This is a genomic window from Streptococcus equinus (genome assembly GCF_900101445.1).
GTDB lineage: Bacteria > Bacillota > Bacilli > Lactobacillales > Streptococcaceae > Streptococcus > Streptococcus equinus_B.
In genome coordinates this window covers 393,109-410,622 of the sequence record NZ_FNKE01000001.1, presented here as the reverse complement: position 1 = coordinate 410,622, position 17,514 = coordinate 393,109, and the positions used below count along the sequence as shown (strand labels likewise).

15 protein-coding genes are annotated in these 17,514 nt (G+C 37.4%); 4 read left to right on the top strand and 11 right to left on the bottom strand.

Annotated elements, in window-relative coordinates; all coding sequences use genetic code 11:
* Positions 1-168 precede the first annotated feature (168 nt).
* On the top strand, positions 169-1,371 hold the full coding sequence (locus tag BLR83_RS02090; RefSeq protein WP_074559988.1) for a cation diffusion facilitator family transporter: 1,203 nt from the start codon (positions 169-171) through the stop codon (positions 1,369-1,371).
* Between the two features lie 155 nt (positions 1,372-1,526).
* Here the strand turns inward: BLR83_RS02090 and BLR83_RS02085 are convergent, their stop codons facing one another.
* From BLR83_RS02085 to BLR83_RS02045, 9 genes are all read right to left on the bottom strand, one after another.
* Positions 1,527-2,369, bottom strand: a complete 843-nt coding sequence (locus BLR83_RS02085; RefSeq protein WP_074559986.1) for an amino acid ABC transporter substrate-binding protein — start codon at positions 2,367-2,369, stop codon at positions 1,527-1,529.
* Positions 2,370-2,393: 24 nt separating this feature from the next.
* Positions 2,394-3,023, bottom strand: a complete 630-nt coding sequence (locus BLR83_RS02080) for an amino acid ABC transporter ATP-binding protein (RefSeq protein WP_074482136.1) — start codon at positions 3,021-3,023, stop codon at positions 2,394-2,396.
* Between the two features lie 11 nt (positions 3,024-3,034).
* Complete coding sequence (locus tag BLR83_RS02075) at positions 3,035-3,676, bottom strand: amino acid ABC transporter permease (protein WP_014334657.1); 642 nt, start codon at positions 3,674-3,676, stop codon at positions 3,035-3,037.
* A gap of 188 nt (positions 3,677-3,864) precedes the next feature.
* A complete protein-coding gene (locus BLR83_RS02070; RefSeq protein WP_039696985.1) occupies positions 3,865-4,200 on the bottom strand; it encodes a zinc ribbon domain-containing protein YjdM in 336 nt (111 codons plus the stop codon).
* A 98-nt stretch (positions 4,201-4,298) separates the two neighbouring features.
* On the bottom strand, positions 4,299-6,113 hold the full coding sequence (gene glmS / locus BLR83_RS02065; RefSeq protein ID WP_074559984.1) for a glutamine--fructose-6-phosphate transaminase (isomerizing): 1,815 nt from the start codon (positions 6,111-6,113) through the stop codon (positions 4,299-4,301).
* A gap of 211 nt (positions 6,114-6,324) precedes the next feature.
* On the bottom strand, positions 6,325-6,882 hold the full coding sequence (lepB, locus tag BLR83_RS02060) for a signal peptidase I (protein WP_074559982.1): 558 nt from the start codon (positions 6,880-6,882) through the stop codon (positions 6,325-6,327).
* Between the two features lie 214 nt (positions 6,883-7,096).
* The gene (pyk, locus tag BLR83_RS02055; RefSeq protein WP_074559980.1) at positions 7,097-8,599 is read right to left on the bottom strand and encodes a pyruvate kinase; all 1,503 of its coding nucleotides are present in this window, start codon (positions 8,597-8,599) and stop codon (positions 7,097-7,099) included.
* Positions 8,600-8,680: 81 nt separating this feature from the next.
* Positions 8,681-9,697 (bottom strand): 6-phosphofructokinase, encoded by a 1,017-nt coding sequence (gene pfkA, locus BLR83_RS02050; RefSeq protein WP_074559978.1) that lies wholly within the window; start codon positions 9,695-9,697, stop codon positions 8,681-8,683.
* Positions 9,698-9,787: 90 nt separating this feature from the next.
* Positions 9,788-12,895, bottom strand: a complete 3,108-nt coding sequence (locus BLR83_RS02045) for a DNA polymerase III subunit alpha (protein WP_074559976.1) — start codon at positions 12,893-12,895, stop codon at positions 9,788-9,790.
* A 216-nt stretch (positions 12,896-13,111) separates the two neighbouring features.
* Here BLR83_RS02045 and BLR83_RS02040 point away from each other — a divergent pair, with 216 nt between their 5' ends.
* From BLR83_RS02040 to BLR83_RS02030, 3 genes are read left to right on the top strand one after another with little or no spacing between them, the layout of a single operon-like run.
* Positions 13,112-13,480 (top strand): GntR family transcriptional regulator, encoded by a 369-nt coding sequence (locus BLR83_RS02040; RefSeq protein ID WP_006532025.1) that lies wholly within the window; start codon positions 13,112-13,114, stop codon positions 13,478-13,480.
* A gap of 1 nt (position 13,481) precedes the next feature.
* Positions 13,482-14,180: an ABC transporter ATP-binding protein gene (locus tag BLR83_RS02035; RefSeq protein WP_039696991.1), complete on the top strand. Its 699-nt coding sequence runs from the start codon at positions 13,482-13,484 to the stop codon at positions 14,178-14,180.
* 9 nt (positions 14,181-14,189) lie between these two features.
* Positions 14,190-14,957 carry an ABC transporter permease gene (locus BLR83_RS02030; RefSeq protein WP_074559975.1) on the top strand — a complete coding sequence of 256 codons (768 nt, stop codon included), beginning with the start codon at positions 14,190-14,192 and terminating at the stop codon, positions 14,955-14,957.
* 1,407 nt (positions 14,958-16,364) lie between these two features.
* On the opposite strand, the gene BLR83_RS09770 is transcribed toward BLR83_RS02030, so the two are convergent.
* On the bottom strand, positions 16,365-17,162 hold the full coding sequence (locus tag BLR83_RS09770) for a lytic exoenzyme target recognition domain-containing protein (RefSeq protein ID WP_081340982.1): 798 nt from the start codon (positions 17,160-17,162) through the stop codon (positions 16,365-16,367).
* Positions 17,159-17,485: a phage holin gene (locus BLR83_RS02015; protein WP_074559972.1), complete on the bottom strand. Its 327-nt coding sequence runs from the start codon at positions 17,483-17,485 to the stop codon at positions 17,159-17,161. The genes BLR83_RS09770 and BLR83_RS02015 overlap by 4 nt, the downstream gene beginning before the upstream one ends.
* Positions 17,486-17,514: the final 29 nt, after the last annotated feature.

Here is a 17,514-nt window from a genome sequence, read left to right as displayed (position 1 = left end):
ACAAGAGATTAGGTATTTCCTAATCTCTTATTTTTATCTTCAAAGAAAGCGCTTATTAGATTGATTCTTATGCCCATAGACGCATTTTAGTGATATAATAAAAGGTAGCTCAAATTTAAATAATCTACTGATACACTATAACCTCATTTGATAAAGGAGGCATTTCTTATGTCAACACCAGAAGAAAACCTACGCTTAGCAAAACGAGGGCCAATTGTTAGTATTATTGCCTACATGGTCATCACCTTATTGAAGCTAATCACTGGTTATTTTTTGAATTCATCATCATTAATCGCTGATGGTTTTAACAACTTGTCCGATATCCTCGGAAATGTTGTGCTTTTAATTGGACTGCATTTGGCGAGTAAACCAGCTGATGAAGATCACCGCTTTGGTCATTGGAAAATGGAAGATTTATCCAGCTTGATTACTTCTTTCATCATGTTTTACATTGGCTTTAAAGTTCTCTTTCAAACCATTGAAAAAATTATCTCAGGTAGCATGACACCGCTTGATCCTGAAGGTGCTGTCGTTGGAGTCATCTCTGCAGCCATTATGTATGGTGTTTATCTTCACAACAAACGCCTCTCACAACGTGTTAAATCAAGCGCACTCTTAGCCGCATCAAAAGATAACCTTTCTGATGCTGTCACTTCTATCGGTACTTCTGTAGCCATCCTTGCAGCTTCATTTAACTTAGTTATCATTGATAGATTGGCTGCCATCGTTATTACTTACTTCATTTTGAAAACAGCCTACGACATCTTTATTGAAAGTGCCTTTAGCCTTTCAGATGGCTTTGACCAAAAAGAACTTCAAAAATACAAAGAGGCCATTCTCAAATTACCAAAAGTGTCAAATGTAAAATCCCAACGTGGTCGCTCATACGGAAGCAACATCTATCTTGATATTGTTGTTGAGATGAATCCTGACCTATCAGTTTACGAAAGCCACGAAGTTACTGAACAAATCGAAGAACTCCTTCGTAAAGAATTCTCTGTTTACGATACAGATGTTCACGTTGAACCAGGAGCAATCCCTGAAGATGAAATTTGGGATAATGTCTACAAGAAACTTTACAAGGCAGAAAAAACCATTCTTGCTAAGATTCCAGATTATGAAGAATTAATCTCAGATGACTTCTACCTCATTGACGTTGACGGTCATTCCTATACCAAATCTGAAATGACGGCTCGTAAAAGACATTACATGAGCAATATCGAAGCCTTTGAAATGACCTCTATCAGCCAAAAAACAAAGCTTATCACTTATAAGCTCGATAATATGACTCATACCAGTATCTGGCGTCGCAAGGAAAATTGGTCCCTTGTCTTCCACCAAATCACTCCACAAACAACATCCAAAGATTAACCTCAAAACCAGGACTAATACTCCTGGTTTTTTAGGTGCTTAGAAGTTTTTTGTTAACTGGTTAATTAATATCTATTATAGCACGATAACATTAATAATCAAGAAAAAATGAAAACAAAAAAGTTCCAAGTATTGCTACTTGAAACTCTGTTAAATTATTTTTTAACGGCGTCAGTTGCCACGTCATCACCAAACCATTTGTTTGAGATTTCTTGGAATTTGCCTTCTTGATAAAGTTTTTGGAAAGCTTGATTGATTTTCTTAACCAATGTTTTATCTGCTTTTCTAGCACCTACAGCAAAATCTTCACCGTCAAATTCACTAGCAATGATATTGTAATTATCTAACTCACCTTCTTGTTCAAGGTAGTAATTAGCATAAACCTTATCAATTAAGAGACCATCGATACGATCGTTTTTAAGGTCGATAAGGGCTTGTGTGAAGGTTTCATACTGTGTCGCATCACCACCAGATACAATATCTTTTAAGACTTTTGGTTTTGCATTGAAAGCATCGTAACCAGATGAACCTGATTGCGCTCCGAGAACTTTATCTTTCATCCCTGCAAAACTTGTGATACCTGAAGATTTTTTAGTGACTAGCACTTGTTCATTAACCATGTAAGGATTTGTAAAGAGAACTTTTTCAGCACGTTCATCACTGATAGAATAACCATTCCAAATCAAATCAATCGTACCGTTGTTCAATTCAGTTTCTTTCATATCCCAGTTGATTGATTGCCATTTCACTTTGATACCATACTGTTCAAAGACGGCATTGGCAAGATCGATGTCAAAACCAACGTTTTTACCATCTTCATCTTCGTACCCCATTGGTACAAAAGTGTTATCAAAACCAATCGTAATCTTACCATCTTTTTGATAAGTTTTCCATTGGTCTGTCTTAGCAGCTTTTTTTGAAGACGAAGAGCCGCAAGCAGCTAAACTAACTGTCGCAACAAGCGCCATGGCACTTAAAAGAACTTTTTTCAATTTCATAAAGACACCTAATGAGACTTTCTGTTATTTTGGATTAATTTTTAAAATGTGATCTGAAATAGTTTCTGCAAATTGTAAATCATGGGTAACCACAATCTGAGTCATTCCAGCTTCTCGGTTTTGTAAAATCAATTTTTCAACTTCTTGACGTAATTCTGGGTCAAGCGCAGACGTTGGCTCATCATAACCAATGATTTGAGGATCAATCATCATCGCACGAGCAAGGGCAACACGTTGCTTTTGCCCACCTGATAATGAATAAGGATAAGCATCCGCGTGTTCTCCTAAACCAAGACGTTTAAGCAGACCAAGCGCCTTTTCTTTTGCCGCTTCTTTTGTCATTCCCATTGTTTTAACAGGTGACAAAATTAAATTATCTAAAACAGACAAGTGTGGGAACAATTGGAAATCTTGGAAAACAAAACCAAGCAAGTTTAGTGTCTCTAAGTGATCAATCGGAACAACTTCACCATTATAGATGATTTCCCCTGAATCAATTTTTTCAAGACCAGCAAGCATACGTAGCAAAGTCGTTTTACCACCACCTGAAGGCCCTACAAGAGACAAAATTTTACCATCTTCTATCGTTAAATTAAAATGATCAAAAATCTTCTTTTGACCAAATTGTTTGGAAATATTTTTTAATTCTAACATCTGGTCACCTCTTATTTATAATAATCAAATTTTTTCTCAGTTTGTTTTGAAATTAAGGTAACAATACCAATCATAAGCAAGTAAATAGCTCCCGCCACAAACATCGGTGCAAGTGTTGCATCACGGTTGGCAGCTGTTTTACTTGCAAGCAACAAGTCACCAACACCAAGAACATAAACGAGTGAAGAATCCTTGACAAGGTTGATAATTTCATTGAAAACACTTGGCAAAACAATCTTGAAGACCTGTGGCAAAATAATATAATGAATAGTTTGCAACTGATTTAATTTCAAAACTTTTGCAGCTTCGTATTGCCCTTTAGGAATAGCAGCAATCCCACCACGGAAAATTTCAGCAAAATAAGCTGCATAATTCAAGGTAAATGCCAAAATGGCTGCAGGCATACGGTCCATAACTACTCCTACACTTGGTAAAACATAGTAGAAGAAAATAAGTTGCAATAGCAATGGTGTTCCACGCATAATCCATACATATAATGTCAACAACCATTGCAAAGGTTTAAATTTAATCTGCATCAAAAAAGCTAGGATAGCGCCAATCGGAATGGAAAGCACAATAACAATACAGAAAACTTGCAAAGTTACCGCAGCGCCATCTAACAAGCTAGGCAGAACTTGTGAAATATATGACATGTTATCTCCTAAAAAGAATTTGTTACTATTATAGTATTATATCAAATTTTCAAACAATTGGGGAGCAAAGAAGAATATTTTATCATTTGACCTTATAAAAATGAATCCAAATAACATAACTATATTTATGTAAATAATATTTTAAATATAAAAAAACGCTACGAGCAATACTCATAGCGTCAATGTCATTATAGTTTTTTAACAAACTCTGATTTTAATTTCATTGCACCGAAACCATCGATTTTACAATCAATGTTGTGGTCACCTTCAACAAGACGAATGTTTTTAACACGAGTTCCTTGTTTAAGATCTTTTGGTGCACCTTTTACTTTCAAGTTTTTAACGATAGTAACACTGTCACCGTCAGCAAGACGAGTTCCGTTGCTATCAAGAACAACCAAGCCATCTTCTTCTTCAACTGAATCAGCTGGGTTCCATTCATAAGCGCACTCTGGGCAAACTAACATTAATCCATCTTCGTAAACATACTCAGAGTTACATTTTGGACAATTTGGTAAAGACATCATTTCTCCTTATCAAAAAATAGCTATAACTTTATTACTGTCATAAAGTTAAAAGTTACATTATCCATTCTACCTTAGAAAGTAAATTTTGGCAAGTATTATTCCACAGTAACCGATTTCGCAAGGTTACGAGGTTTATCAACGTCCAACCCACGTTGAAGTGTTGCGTAGTAAGCAATCAATTGTGCTGGTACTACCATTGCAATAGCTGACAAGAATGGGTGTACTGTTGTTACAATGATGTCATCACCTTCACGAGCTTGGCTTTCGTCAACAATCGTAAGGACACTTGCTCCACGTGCTTCAACTTCTTGGATATTACCACGTGTATGTGATGCAAGAACAGGATTACTTGAGATAAGAGCGATAACAGGCACACCTTCTTCAATCAATGAAATTGTACCGTGTTTCAATTCACCAGCTGCAAATCCTTCACATTGAATGTATGAAATTTCTTTTAATTTCAAACTTGCTTCCATGGCAACGTAGTAGTCTGAACCACGACCGATATAAAAGGCGTTACGAGTTTCTTTAAGAAGTGCTTCTGCTTTTTCAGCAATCGTATCTTTTTCAGAAAGTGTTGCTTCAATAGATTGTGCAACGATAGCAAGTTCGTGAACAACATCAAAATCAGCTGCTGCTTTGTTGCCATTAGCATCGCCTACTGCTTTAGCAAGAATTGCCAATGTTGCAACTTGAGCTGTATAAGCTTTTGTAGAAGCCACTGCAATTTCAGGACCAGCATGCAAAAGCATTGTGTAAGTTGCTTCACGTGACAATGTTGAACCAGGAACGTTTGTAATAGTCAGGCTAGGAATGCCCATTTGATTTGCTTTAACCAAAACTTGACGACTATCAGCTGTTTCACCAGATTGTGAAATCATGATGAAAAGTGGTTTTTTGCTCAATAGAGGCATGTTATAGCCCCATTCAGATGCAATACCAAGTTCAACTGGTGTGTCAGTCATTTGTTCAAGGAATGATTTTGAAGCAAAACCAGCATGGTAAGATGTTCCGGCAGCCAAGATGTAAATGCGATCAGCTTCTTGAACAGCTTTGATGATTTCAGGATCAACAGTGACTTGATTATTGTCATCTGTGTAAGCAGTGATTAACTTACGCATAACTGTTGGTTGTTCGTCGATTTCTTTCAACATGTAGTAAGGGTAAGTCCCTTTACCAATATCAGATAAGTCAAGTTCAGCTGTGTAAGAATCACGTTCGATAGCATTGCCATCATAATCCATAACCGAAACAGAATCTTTTGTCAAAACAACCAATTCTTTGTCGTGGATTTCCATAAATTCGCTAGTTTCGCGGATCATAGCCATAGCATCTGAACATACCATGTTGTATCCGTCACCCAAACCAATCAAAAGAGGTGATTTATTTTTAGCTACATAAATAGTATCAGGATCTTCAGCATCAACCAAAGCAAAAGCATATGAACCTTCGATGATTTTCAACGCTTTTTTAAAAGCTTCAAGGACTGACAAACCTTGTTCAACAAATTCACCAACTAAATGAACCGCAATTTCAGTATCAGTTTCACCTTTAAGATGGTGATTTGAAAGATATGTTTCTTTGATTTGTAGATAGTTTTCAATAACACCGTTGTGAACCAAGACGAAACGTCCAGTTTCAGATGTATGTGGGTGAGCATTCAACTCAGTTGGTTGACCGTGAGTTGCCCAACGTGTATGACCGATACCTGTATAACCAGCCATATCAATTCCAATTTTCGCACGAAGATCAGCAATGCGCCCAACTGATTTAATTAAACGTCCTTGATTAGCACCATTAGTAACATAAATTCCTGCAGAATCGTAACCACGGTATTCTAATTTTTCAAGGCCTTGCATTAAAATGTCTGTTGCGTTTTTGTTTCCAACAACTCCAACAATACCACACATAGTTTTTTTACCTTTAGTAAGAAAAATCTTACTATCTCTTTCTTAATTTTTGAATTGGTATAGTCTAATAAAGACCTTCTAAAACCTTACAGCAACAGTATATAACTTTACTTTTACCTTGTCAATAAAAAGATTGGTATAAAATATACTATACCAATTATTCATTGGTCTAAAAGAAAAATGAAACCAACAAAAAAACAGAGTAGCTAAACTACTCTGTTGTAATGAATCCAAATTGATTAAGTGGCAGAACTTTGAAAGTCACAACACCACGAATTTGACTTTCCTTGATTAGTCCAAAACTACGACTATCATTAGTGTTCTGACGATCGTCATTTAAGACTAAATAGTAACCTTTTGGCACTTCGTTATATTTACCGTTAGAAACTGTATTAACAGAAAAATCAGAAGTAAATGGTTGTTGAGTATCTGAAGTTGACAAATATTCAGATTTTATTTTACTAATGTATGGTTCTTCTTTAACTTTGTTGTTAACATAAAGAATATCATCCATTACAGTCGCACTTTGTCCAGCTGTTGCGACAACACGACTAATGTAAAAAATGCCATCTTTCTTGTAAACGATGAAATCTTTATAGCGTGGTTCTCGATTACGATTAACAACTACGACATCACCATTTGATAGGTATGAATTAGCGGCATCTTCATGCACTCTAAATGTTGAAAAAACAAAAATTCTCAACAAAAATATCGCTAAAATAGCAATTAAGACTAAAATAATGTTTCGAATAAAATCGCGCTTGACCATAATTTCTCCTATTCTTTGTTCTATTATATCATGTTTCTGAACATAAAAAAAGTAGGCATGTGACTTTTGACACAAAGTAAGTAAGTTAGCCTAATTTTATCTAGATAAAAGAATAAAAAATGATAATATTTGCCCCCAAAATGCCCCACAGCATAAAAAAAGCCCTATCACACAGGCTGTAAAGCTTGATATGATAGGCTTTTTTATTATTCAATTATTTTACAGTGCGGATACGCATTGTGTTTGTACCACCTGAACCAACAGGAACACCAGCGACGATAACGATGTTATCACCTGATTGAACCAATCCAGATTCAAGAGCAGCTTTTTCAGCAACTTCAAACATGTCATCAGTTGATGCAGGTTTTTCAGTTACGACTGGAATAACACCCCAGTTAATCATCAATGATTTTTGAGTTTTTTCGTCGAATGTTACAGCCAAGATGTCAGCATCTGGACGGTATTTAGAGATAAGACGAGCAGTATTACCAGATTCAGTAAGAGCAACTACAAGTTTGATATCCATTGAGCTTGTTGCATCTTTAACTGCAGAAGCAACAACTTCTGTTTTAGAAGTACGAGCGAATGATGAAGAATCAAGACGACCGTATTCGTTAAGAAGAGTTTGAGCGTTTTTATCGATTGTAGCCATTGCACGAACTGCTTCAACTGGGTATTTACCGTTTGCAGATTCACCTGAAAGCATTGTTGCGTCAGTACCATCGATAACAGCGTTGAACACGTCAGATACTTCTGAACGAGTTGCACGTGGTTTTTCAGTCATAGATTCAAGCATGTTTGTTGCTGTGATAACTGCTTTACCAGCTGCGTTAACTTTAGTGATAATCATTTTTTGGTAAACTGGAACCATTTCAAATGGAACTTCGATACCCATGTCACCACGAGCGATCATGATACCATCAGCAGCTTCGATGATTTCGTCGATGTTTTCGATACCTTGTTGGTTTTCGATTTTAGCGAACAAACGAACGTGTCCGTTACCAGTTTCTTCACAGATTGCACGAACTTCTTCAACGTCTTTTGCAGTACGTACGAATGAGATAGCGATGAAGTTAAGACCTTGTTCAAGACCAAAACGGATATCAGCGTTATCACGTTCAGCAAGAGCTGGGAATGGGATTTTAGTGTAAGGAATGTTTACACCTTTTTGTTTAGCGATAATACCATCGTTTTCAACTTCAACAACAAATTCACGAGTTGCATCGTCTTTAGCGATAACACGAAGACCAAGTTTACCATCGTCAACAAGAACTTGTTTACCAACTTCAACGTCATCGTAGATGTCAAGGGCACCAGCAACGTTCAAAGCGATAACTTCGCGAGTTGATTTGATACCTTGTTTAGTAGCAACACGGATTTGTTCACCAGTTTTGTATGAATATTCTTTAGCTTCGCCTTCAAAAAGTTCAGTACGGATTTCAGGACCTTTAGTGTCAAGAAGGAAACCAACTTTTTGTCCAGCAATTTCTTCGGCACGACGTACAGTTGCCATACGTTCACCTTGTTCTGCGTGGTCACCATGTGAGAAGTTGAAACGGAAGACGTTTGCACCTTCTTTAATCAATTGAGCGATTTTTTGTGCTGATGCTTCAACATCAAGTTTTTCACCCCAATATCCGTCTTCACCGAATTTTTTACCGCCACGGATTTCAACCGCAGGACCAAGTGTTGCAACGATTTTTACGCGTTTATTCATGATAATATGAAACTCCCTTTATTTTTAAGCCGAATGAACGACTATTAATAACAATAATTTTTAATCTAATACTATACTATATTACAAATGAGCAATGTCTCGATTTAATTGAGCAAAGTCAAGACGTGCTTTGTGTGGCATGTTGACGATAATGCTACCATCTTCTGCCAATGAGAATAGAGCACCTTCTTCTTTAGTACCAAGAATTGGGCTTTCTACTAATTCTTCGTTGTGGATACCAACGGCAAGTCCACCACGACCTTGTTGAAGCAATTCAACAGCGTGAGCACCCATCCAAGAAGCAAGAACACGATCACGAGGTGATGGTGCACCACCACGAAGGATGTGACCAAGGTTAGTTGCACGAAGGTCGCTAGTATCACCAGCTTCTTTCATCAACTCTGCAAATTTTTCAGCATGCATTACACCTTCAGCAAGAACGATAAGGTGACGTTCTTTACCTTTGTTTTCGTAACCATCTTTAACTTTTGCAACAACTTCGTTGATGTCATATTCTTCTTCAGGAATAATGATTTGGTCAGCACCTGCAGCAATACCTGCCCAAAGAGCGATATCACCAGCGTTACGTCCCATTACTTCAACAACGAATGTACGTTTGTGACTGTAAGATGTATCACGGATTTTATCAAGAGCTTCCATAGCTGTGTTTACAGCTGTATCAAACCCAAGAGTGTAATCTGTACCAGCGATATCGTTATCGATTGTACCTGGGATACCAACTGCTGGGAATCCGTGTTCTGTCAAGCGCATAGCACCGTGATAAGAACCGTCACCACCGATAACAACAACACCTTCGATACCGTGTTTTTTAAGTTGTTCGATACCAGCAAGTTGTCCTTCAAGAGTTGCAAACTCAGGGTAACGAGCTGATTGAAGGAAAGTACCACCACGTGACAAAATGTTTGAAACACTTTGAGCGTCCAATGGGAAAATGTCGCCATCGACCATACCAGCATAACCGCGGTTGATTCCGAAGACTTCCATTCCTTCTTTAATTGCTTTACGAACAACTGCACGAACAGCAGCATTCATACCAGGAGCGTCGCCGCCACTAGTCAAAACAGCAATACGTTTCATTTTGCTAATACTCCTTTTATTAATCTAACGTTCTTATTATAGCACATTACTTTGTAAAAAGCTTTACTTTATTTTATTTTTACTAAATTTTTATTGATAAATCGTTTTCACTGTATATGGAGTTAAAGCTTGTAAAAGCTCTTCATCCTTTTTAACCAAATGTCTCTGACTTTGCAAGGTTTGCTTACTATCTTGGTAGTGCAAAATCACAGGAATATTGCCTGGATATTGTGACAAGATGTCCGAAACTTCTCTATCATGTAAATGATTGGGAAGTAACAACCACAATCGTTCACTACTTGCTTCTTGAACATGATTTAGCACCATCTGCAATCGATTGTTGCGATTTTGAATCTTACCTGTTAAATAATAAAATCTTCCCTCTTGCAATTCGTCTTTATAGCGCGCAAAAACTTCTGGAAAGAGAGTAACGTCAAATTTTTTCTGTGTATCTGTCACATTCAGAAAAGCCATCTGCTCACCCTTGGTTTTTGTTCTAATCACACGAATCTGACTTAGCTCAACAAGAATAGTCGCTTCAGTGTTTTCATGCAAATCAGCTAAAGCCGTAAAAGCAATTGATGAGTTCTTGGCAATTTCAAGAAGAGGATGAGGACTGATTCCTACGCCTAACAATCCCTGTTCTTGACGATATTTTTCAGTATTTGGAAAATCTTCTACTTCAATCCAATTATAGGAATTCTCTGCAAAAAGACTTCCTAACTCATTAACAAACATGAAAAGAGGTTCCAGATTCTCAATAATCTTGCGGCGATTTTTTTCAAAGTTATCAAAAGCACCGACTTCAACCAATGGTGTGATAAGTTCCTTCTTCTGGTAATTCTCAGGCAACTTGGTCAAGAAATCTTCAATACTTGAAAATGGTCGATGATCAATAATCCAGTAACATAAATCACGTGGAAGTGCGCGTAGATTTTTCAAGCCAAGATAAATTTGACCATCAGCTATCTTATCATTATAAGGCACTGTATTGATGTCGATTTTCTTAATGCGAAACTCTGATTCCATAGCATCCGTAATATAATCTGCACTTGAATAATTCAGCATGACATCATAAAAAACTGCAGGATAGTGTGCCTTAAAGTAAGCTAATTGAAAAGCTAAGGCTGAGTAGGCAAAGGCGTGACTCCTATTAAAACCATAGCCAGCAAATTTAGCCATACGAGAAAATAAATCTTTAGCCGTTTCAAGCGGTCGACCAAGAGTCTGTGCACCATCTAAGAACTCGCTTTCCATTTTTCGCATGTCTTCCGCTTTTTTCTTAGACATGGCACGACGCAACAAGTCCGCTTTCCCTAAAGTAAAGCCTGCATAGACTTGCGCAATTTGCATAACCTGCTCTTGATAAAGCATGATGCCATAGGTTGGCTCCAAGATTTTTGCCACCAGAGGGTCAATCAAGTCAATCGCTTCTTGTCCAAAACGACGTCTAATAAAGTTTTCGGTGTAATCACTAGCCCCTGGACGGTTCAAACTCGTTGTTGCCACAATATCCTCAAATTTTTGTGGTTTAATGCGTTTTAATAGATTAATAGCGCCAGCTTGCTCAAATTGAAAAATCCCTTTGGTCTTTCCTGCAGCAAATAAAGCTAGCGTTTGCTGATCTTCTAAATCAATCGATTTGATATCGATATTAATACCGTATTCTTTAGCAACCTTTTCTTGCATGCGTTGAACAAAAGTAAGGTTACGAAGCCCAAGAAAGTCCATTTTAAGAAGACCGTTTGCTTCAACTGCAGCAGCATCGTACTGCGTAATCATCATATCTTCGCCAGCTTTTAAAGGAATATGCTCGGTCAGATTATCATCGCTCATTACGACACCAGCGGCGTGGATTGAAGTCTGACGAGGATTTCCTTCGATACGCTTGGCGATCGCAAAGGCTTTTTGATACTCGATTTTAGAATTAATGATTTGGCGGAAAGATAAATTCTTTTCGTAAACCGTACTCAAGTTATCTCTGAAACTGATTTTTTTAGTGATATTGGTCAACTCGTACTCTGGTGCACCAAATCGTTTGAAAACATCACGAATAGCTTGTTTAGCACCAAAAGTTGAAAAAGTCACAATTTGAGCCGAATGTAGACTACCGTAACGATTACGAACATAACGAAGAAACTCACTGCGGTAAACATCTGGAAGGTCAATATCAATATCAGGCATGCTATAACGTTCTTCATTTAGGAAACGTTCAAAAAGCAGATTGTTCTTCACTGGGTCAATCCCAGTAATATCAAGAGCATAGGAAACTAAACTTCCTGCAGCAGAACCACGCCCCATTCCCATGTAGTAACCACGACTTCGACCAAAGCGCAGCAAATCCCAAACGATGAGGAAGTAATCATCAAAGCCCATCTTGTGAATGACTGAAAGTTCTTTAGCTAAGCGTTCTTGATACTCTGGCAACCAAAGATTTTTATCCTTAAGTCCTGCTTCAGTTAATTCTATCAATTCCTCCTGCGCAGGTTTTTGACGATTAAAGCGCGGTAGTTTTAATTCACTATTAAAGTCATAGTGAATATCAGCAACTAATTTTTCTAGATTCTCTAGAGCTTGTGGAAATTTTTGCTCAAAAGCTTGTGTTAAGATATCACAAGCCATCAACTGCTGTCCTTGCGGTGCAGCCGGCGCATCCTTCAAGCTAATATTATCTCGAATAGCATGAAGCATGTGAAGCGTTTCGACTTCATTAGTATTAAAATACCGTACTGTATGAAGTGGAATTAAAGGCTTGTCATAATCCCTTTCTTCTGAATGAACATCCACTCCGATATAATAGTCAAAAGGAAGAGATAGGCTCTCTAAACCATCATAATACGGGATAATAACTGCTAAGCCAGATAGGTACTCCTTTAAATCCTCTAGCTGAATTCCAGAGGTCATCTGACGGCTAGACACTTTCATCAAGTTTTTGTAACCTGTCGTATCACGCGCAATTAAGTAGACACTTAAGGAAAGATTTTCCTGCAAATTAAGCGTCAACTCAAGCCCCAAAACAGGACGCAGACCCTCGCTTTTAGCTTTTGTAATAAAATGAAAGGCGGCATAGAGATTATCTTTGTCCATAATCCCAATGGTTTGGTAGCCTAATACTTTTGCTTCTTTGACATAGCCCTCTAAGTCAATTAAGCTATCCATAAAAGAATAGACAGTCTTGGTATCTAATTGGGCAAACATAAAAGCCCTCCTTTCTCCGATTGATTTCTTTTTCTATTATACACTAAAAATCAAAGCATATTTACGTTTAAATTGAAATAAGATGCCTTAGCGATTGATTCCTTGACATTTCAAACTTATTTTTGTACCATTTATTTAGTACAAGACTTCTTTCAAGACTTCTTCTAATTAATACAATTAAGACTTCTTTAAATTTTAATAGAAAGGGGTTATCGTATGTCCTGGAAATTTGATGAAAAATCACCTATTTATGTCCAAATCGCACAACATATTAAGATGCAAATCATCAGTCAAGAAATCAAAAGCGGTGATCAACTCCCAACCGTTCGCGAATTAGCTGAAGAAGCTGGTGTCAATCCCAACACAATGCAACGCGCTTTTTCAGAACTAGAACGCGAAGGCATGGTTTACTCTCAACGAACATCTGGCCGCTTTGTTACAGATGACACTGACCTCATCATGCAAAAACGTCGCGAAGTTGCTGAGGCAGAATTACAATCATTCGTTAATAACATGCAAAAAATAGGATTTGAAATCGACGATATTGTGACTACACTAGAATCGTATATTAAGGAGAAAAAATAGGATGAGTCAATTACTCCAACTACATCACGTTACCAAAAAATACAAAAAACATGTAGCTGTTGACGATGTGACACTTAGTTTACCTGCTGGTAAGATTATTGGCTTACTTGGTCCAAATGGAAGCGGGAAAACAACACTGATTAAACTAATCAATGGACTTCTTCACCCAACAACTGGAGAAATCGTCATTGATGGTTACCGTCCTTCAGTCGACACTAAAAAAATCATTTCATACCTTCCAGATACTTCTTACCTCAGAGAAGATATGAAAATTAAGGACGCACTTGCTTTCTTTGAAGATTTTTACGAAGACTTTTCACGTGAAAAAGCTGAACACCTTTTAGAAGATTTAGATCTTAATCCAAATGATATCCTCAAAAATCTATCAAAAGGGAACAAAGAAAAAGTGCAGTTAATTTTGGTCATGAGCCGACAAGCAAAGCTTTATATTCTTGATGAACCAATTGGTGGTGTTGACCCAGCCGCGCGTGACTACATTTTACGCACTATCATCAATAATTACTGTGAAGAAGCTTCTGTTATTATCTCAACGCACTTAATTTCAGAAATCGAACCAATCCTTGATGAAATCATTTTCCTTAAAGACGGAAAAATTATTTTGCAAGGCAATACGGATGATATTCGTGAAGAGCACGGTCAATCCATTGATTCACTCTTCCGTGAGACTTACAAAGCTTAGGGAGGAATTATGTTTTCAAAACTTTTAAAATACGAACTAAAATCTGTCGGTAAATGGTACTTCGCACTTAATGCGTCAATTATCGCTATTTCCTTCTTTCTTGGCTTTAGCATCAAAACACTTACAGACTATGCTGAAAACTATGCGACAAGCAACCCCAGCAACTTCACTAAAATCATTCCAATTATTTTAGCAATCATGTTTGGTGTGGTCGTTGCCAGTGCTTGGATTGCTACACTAGCAATCATTGTTCGACGCTTTTATAAAAATATCTTTGGTCGTGAAGGTTACTTAACCTTAACCTTGCCTGTATCCACTCACCAAATCATTTTATCTAAGCTGATTGCATCACTGATTTGGACAGCATTTAACACTATCGTTGTTACCATTGGTGTGACATTGCTCGTTATACCGATTTTTGGGCTAGGTCATTTCTTAGCCTTCCTACCACAATTAGCTAAAATGCTCACTCCTGCCGAGTGGGGAATTGGCTTCCTTTGGGTAGCAATTTATTCTATTTCAGGAATTTTGCTCATCTACTTAGCTATTACAATTGGTCAATTATTTGCTAATAGACGTGGTCTTATGGCATTCGTTGCCTACTTCGTCGTTTCATTTATTATTTTATTAGTATCTGAACTATTTGGAAGCCACGAACTAAATAGTGACCTTACCATCCACTTCTTTACTTACTCATGTCTTGTGAGCCTTGTTGAAGCCATCATCTTCTACCTGGCAACACACTACTTGTTAAAAAACAAAATTAATATTCAATAAATATTATAGCCACCAAAATCTGGTGGCTATTTTTGTATCTGGAATTGTATCTGGGTGAAAGCACAAAAAACATTCTCGCAGTCTTCCTACTACTGACAGTGAAAGAAAACTTTTTTGTGTCTCTTTTTGGGTCTCTCCAAAAGGCAAAACTAGGCAAAACGTAAAAACAAAAGGGAGTGAGACAGAAATCGATAATTTCAAAAATTCGATTTCGTTGTCTCACCCACGCATAGTTGAGTAGGGTTGTAAAAGCTGGTCTATCAGCGCATTAGAACCCACTCAACCACTGCGTCTTGCAATTTACAACTACATAAACAAAAGAGATCAAGCCTCGGCTTAACCTCTTTGCGTAACTTTGCTAAACTATGAAAAGTTTTTATGGAGCCGGTGGGAGTTAAAAAGATATTATTATATCACCGTTTTTACCGTTTTGGGTCTCTTTTTGGGTCTCTCTTATAAAAAAAGATAACAGACTAAGAAAAAACAACTTTCTTCTATTATATATACTGAAATTCAACTTCCATTATAACGGACATTTTTAAAAGTTTCCATTACAATGGAACTACGCAAAAAAAAGAGAGTAACTTTAAGTTACTCTCTTTCCTCGCAAATCTAAAACAACCAACTAAATGAGCCTTCACTCTGCTTCAGATACATGCAACTTATTAGCTGATAGTCGTCTTAGGTCTGAGCTATGAGGAGCTACCTCACAACTTCCTAAGAGGTTTAATGACTAGGCAGGACTGGTTACCTCCAACTTTCACCCGACATTCAGAATTATTAAGTAATGTGACAATATTCCAATTTATCACTTGCGCCTTTGGGCTACTTGTACAATCTTTTAGTGTAAGCAACGAGCTTTTCACCCGTCAATGCGCATAATGGCTTATTTTGACAGTTTCCTACTTACTTCAAGTGGTCAAGCTTGGGCTTGTAGGATTATTCTCCACTGGAGCGTCTATTGTCGCCACCACCGTTTAGATTTAGCCTAATTACACATACCCTCCACGTTATACGCACTCTTGCTATTCTTTCACTTCGCAACAATCTAAGATTGATTACTTATCTAGTAGCAGTATCCCACCACTAGCGTAACGAGTTATTAAGCATATAACTTTAGCATGCTGTCAAACAATCTGCACTAAATTATTTAGTTAGTTGTTTTAAACTTGCGATATATTCATTATAACATAAGAAATAGTCAAGACATAACTTTGAGCAACATTCGAGGACAAAAACAAAGAGACCAGCCTTGCTAGCCCCCGTTCAGTTCAGCCGTATATTTGTTTTAACGTGCGCTTATCAGCCCACTATCGCCAGATATGTAAGACCTCTCAATTCCTTACATTATCTATTGTAGCAAAAAAATCCCTAGTCAGCAAAGACTAGGGAATGTTAGGGAGATTTTTATCCGAGTAAATCGTTTTTATCCCATGTAGACAACCACGCTTCTCCACCTTCTGCAAAAGTAAAGTTTCTCCAATAGTAGCCACCAGTACCGTAGGCTCCGCCGTTATCTGACAGAATCTTGTTAGGGTTAAATACAAAGTAAGACCCCACTCTACATTCCTGGTCAGCGATAAGATTTCCGTTCTTATCAACAATATCAATATCACCTACACAAATTCCATTATCGTTCCAATTGAACTCAACAGGACATAGATAATCACATTTCACTTGCCAAATACCATTTACAAATTCCATTGCATTAACTTGGTAAACTTTTCTACCACTTGGTTTTGGTTCTTGGTTGATAGCATCAGCATTCTCACGGAAAACTGTTTCACGAGGGCGCCCATTGATTTGCCATAGATAATTATAGTCATTGACCGTGATACCATCTGAACCATAGTTACAGTGAATAACATTTGAACCATCCACAAAAATCATAACATGACCAAATGCACCAAGTGAACTTGAACCATCACGAGGACCCCAAATAACGACATCCCCACGAACAGCATCAAATGTACCATCTACACCATCATAAAAACAATTGTACCCAATTTTAGGCAAGTTGCTCTTAAGTGACTCTGTATTATTGCTCAAACTAATTCCCAGAGCTTTACTAACTGCTGATGAACAATCATACTCAATCAATCCATCTCGGTCAGCATCGTTCCCATAACGGTCACCCATATCATAATGTACAGGAATACGTTGTAAGTTATACATTTCAGCAATACTAGTTTCAATTCTACTCATTTCTTTTCTCCTTTCCAGTTGTTATTCATCTCTTTGACTGCTGCCTCGATGAACATTTCAATCTGTCCATCTGTCAAATAGATATCATAATTTTCTAAACCTCTTTTTACTTTAGCCTTAGCGACTTCAAGCTTCTTGGCACCGTCTTCATCCTCACGGGCAATCTGTTCAACTGCATGAACAGCATTTTTAGCAAGGATTTCAACAATTCTAAGTGCTTTTTCTCCACCCTCTTTAAAAAGATAGTCCTTCACGGTTTTAACAATAAATCCTGCAAAACCAGTTAAAATAAGCATAACACCTTGTAAAATTACATCGTTCATTTTCTTCTTCCTTTCTGCGTTTTACTGCG